The organism is Streptomyces sp. NPDC059853, from assembly GCF_042731495.1.
In the GTDB taxonomy this organism is placed as follows: Bacteria; Actinomycetota; Actinomycetes; order Streptomycetales; family Streptomycetaceae; genus Streptomyces.
Genome location: NZ_JBHWJL010000427.1, coordinates 1 through 3,227, shown reverse-complemented (window position 1 = coordinate 3,227; position 3,227 = coordinate 1). Strand labels below are relative to the sequence as shown.

The window sequence follows — 3,227 nt, the reverse complement described above, 5'->3', positions numbered from 1 at the left end:
TTCCCGCACATAAACCACCCCGGACCCCCGGGCCGGCGGGGGGGGCCGGGGTCCCGGCCCCCGGCCCCCTCCCCCGACCCCCCCGCCCCGGGGCCGGCCCCCCCCCGAAACCCCGGCGGGCGGCCTCCTGCCGTACGGCCGTGCCTACTCCTCCGCGCCGCCGAACCGCTCGCGGTACGCCACCAGATCATCCTCGGTGATCTTGGCGAACAGCACCGGGGGCACGGTGAACGGCGCCCCGGCCGGCACCGTGTCCAGGGCGGTGGCCTGCTCGGCGGTCACCCAGCGGTCCGCCGGGACCGTGCCGAACACCGACCGCATCACCTGGGCGGTCGCCGGGATGATCGGCTCGGAGACCACCGCGTACAGCCGGATCAGGTTCATCGCGGTGCGCAGCGTCAGCGCCGCCGCCTCCGGGTCACTCTTGATCTCCAGCCACGGGGCCTTCTCCTCCAGGTAGGAGTTGCCCGCGCTCCACAGGGCGCGCAGCGCGAAGGCCGCCTTGCGGAACTGGAGCCCGTCCAGGTGCTCCTCGTACTCGGCCAGCAGCCGGGCCACCTCCGCGCCGAGCCGGGCCTCCGCCTCACCGGCGGCGTGCCCGGCCGGCACCTCGTCGCCGAACCGCTTGCGCGAGAACGTCAGCACCCGGTTGACGAAGTTGCCCAGGGTGTCCGCCAGGTCCTTGTTGACGATCGCCGAGAAGTGCTCCCAGGAGAACGAGGCGTCGTCCGACTCCGGGGCGCTGGCCATCAGGAAGTACCGCCAGTAGTCGGCGGGCAGCAGCTCCAGGGCGTCGTCGATGAAGATGCCGCGGTTCTGCGAGGTGGAGAACTTGCCGCCGTAGTACGTCAGCCAGTTGAACGCCTTGACGTAGTCGACCTTCTTCCACGGCTCCCGGGTGCCCAGCTCGGTGGCCGGGAACATCACGGTGTGGAAGGGCACGTTGTCCTTCGCCATGAACTCCGTGTAGCGCACGCCACCGGCCGCGTCCTCGTCCGTGCCGTACCACCACGACCGCCAGTCGCGCTGCTCACCGGCGCCGGCCGCGTCCGCCCACTCCTTGGTGGCGCCGATGTAGCCGATCGGGGCGTCGAACCAGACGTAGAACACCTTGCCCTCGGCCGCCAGCTCCGGCCACACATCGGCCGGCACCGGCACCCCCCACTCCAGGTCGCGGGTGATCGCCCGGTCGTGCAGGCCCTCGGTCAGCCACTTGCGGGCGATCGAGGAGGCCAGCACCGGCCACTCCTTCCCGGCCTCCGCGACGAACGCCTCGACCTCGCCCTCCAGCTTCGACTGGAGCAGGAAGAGATGCGTGGTCTCGCGCACCTCCAGCTCCGTGCTGCCGGAGACCGCCGAGCGCGGGTTCAGCAGATCGGTCGGGTCGAGCACCCGGGTGCAGTTCTCGCACTGGTCGCCGCGCGCCGCCTCGTACCCGCAGAACGGGCAGGTGCCCACGATGTACCGGTCGGGCAGGAAGCGCTCGTCCGCCAGCGAGTACACCTGGCGGGTGGAGCGCTCCTCGATGAAACCGTTCGCCTTCAGCTGCCGCGCGAAATGCTGGGTGATCTCGATGTTCTGCGCCGAGGAGGTACGGCCGAAGTAGTCGAAGGACAGACCGAAACCGTCGTACACCGCCTTCTGCGCGTCGTGCGCCCGGGCGCAGAACTCGGCCACCGGCAGCCCCGCCGCCTTGGCCGCCAGCACCGCCGGGGTGCCGTGCTCGTCGGTGGCGCAGATGTACAGCACGTCGTGACCGCGCTGCCGCAGATAGCGGGCGTAGACATCCGCCGGGAGCATCGAGCCGACCATGTTCCCCAGGTGCTTGATCCCGTTGATGTACGGCAGCGCACTGGTGATGAGGTGTCGGGTCATCCTCGGATGCTCCAATGGTGAGAAGTGGATCAGTCACGCAACGTGACGAAGTCGAGCGTCTTGGCACGTCAATCCTACCGACGGCCGGACTGCCCTCCGCACCGGATTTCCGGCACCATGACCGCCATGGACCCCGCCCGGCCGCAGACCGTCCTCGGCATGCTCAGCGGCACCTCCCACGACGCCGTCGACGTGGCCGCCGCCCACCTGCGCTTCACCGGCCCCGACACCCTCGCCCTGCGCCCCCTCGGCCTGCACAGCGAACCCTTCCCCCCGGGCCTGCGCGAGCGGATCGCCGCCGCCCTGCCGCCCGCCCGGGTGGACCTCGCGGAGGTCTGCCGGCTCGACACCGAACTCGGACAGTTCTTCGGCGCGGTCGCCGCCCGCGCCGACACCGCGCTCACCGGCCGGCGCGCCGCCCTGCTCGCCTCGCACGGCCAGACCGTCTACCACTGGGTGGACGGCGCCCGGGCCCGCGGCACCCTCCAACTGGGCTCCGCCGCCTGGATCGCCCACGCCACCGGACTCCCGGTGCTCTCCGACCTGCGCACCGCCGACATCACCCGCGGCGGCCAGGGCGCCCCGCTGGTCTCCCTGCTGGACGCGCTGTGGCTGCTCGGCGACGGCACCCGGCGCGCCGCCCTCAACCTCGGCGGCATCGCCAACATCACCGTGCCGGGCCCCGACACCGCACCCCAGGACGTCCTCGCCTACGACCTCGGCCCGGCGGGCGCGCTCATCGACGCCGCCGTCACCGCCGACAGCGGGGGAGCGGAGCGGATGGACACCGACGGGGCCCGCGCCGCGCGCGGCCGGATCGACGCCGCGCTGCTGCACCGGCTGCTCGCCGAGCCCTACTACCGGCTCCCGCCGCCCAAGTCCACCGGCAAGGAACTCTTCCACCCCGGCTACCTCGACACCGTGCTGCGCCCCGGCGACCCCACCGGCGACCACCTGGTGGCCACCCTCACCGAACTCACCGCCCACCTGGTGGGCACCGCCTGCCGCACCCACCGGACGGCCGAACTCGTGGTCTCCGGCGGCGGCGTGCGCAACCCCGTCCTCATGGACCGCATCCGGGCCGTCGCCGCCCCGGCCCGGATCGTCACCAGCGCCGAGCACGGCCTGCCCGCCCAGGCGAAAGAGGCCTATCTGTTCGCCCTCCTGGGGTATCTCACCGCCCACGGCCTGCCCGGCACGCTGCCCTCGGCCACCGGGGCCACCGCCCCCGCCGTCCTCGGCTCCTGGACCCCGGGCGCCGGGCCGCTCCGGCTGCCCCCGCCCCACCCCCGGCCCCCCCGCCGCCCGGTGCTCGTCAGGCCCTATCCCGGGGCCGCCCCCCCCCCCCCCCC

General features: G+C 73.2%; 2 protein-coding genes. One reads left to right on the top strand and one right to left on the bottom strand.

Going from position 1 to position 3,227, the window contains the following annotated elements:
- Window positions 1-144: 144 nt before the first annotated feature.
- A complete protein-coding gene (gene metG / locus ACFV5N_RS26180; protein ID WP_385604518.1) occupies window positions 145-1,875 on the bottom strand; it encodes a methionine--tRNA ligase in 1,731 nt (576 codons plus the stop codon).
- Between the two features lie 117 nt (window positions 1,876-1,992).
- On the opposite strand from metG, the gene ACFV5N_RS26175 reads away from it, so the two are divergent.
- On the top strand, window positions 1,993-3,227 hold a 1,235-nt coding region (locus tag ACFV5N_RS26175; protein WP_385604515.1), incomplete at its 3' end, for an anhydro-N-acetylmuramic acid kinase.

Bases quoted from the DNA above. Each gene is read 5' to 3' on its own strand.
- metG (WP_385604518.1), bottom strand. From the start codon at position 1,875: ATGACCCGACACCTCATCACCAGTGCGCTGCCGTACATCAACGGGATC.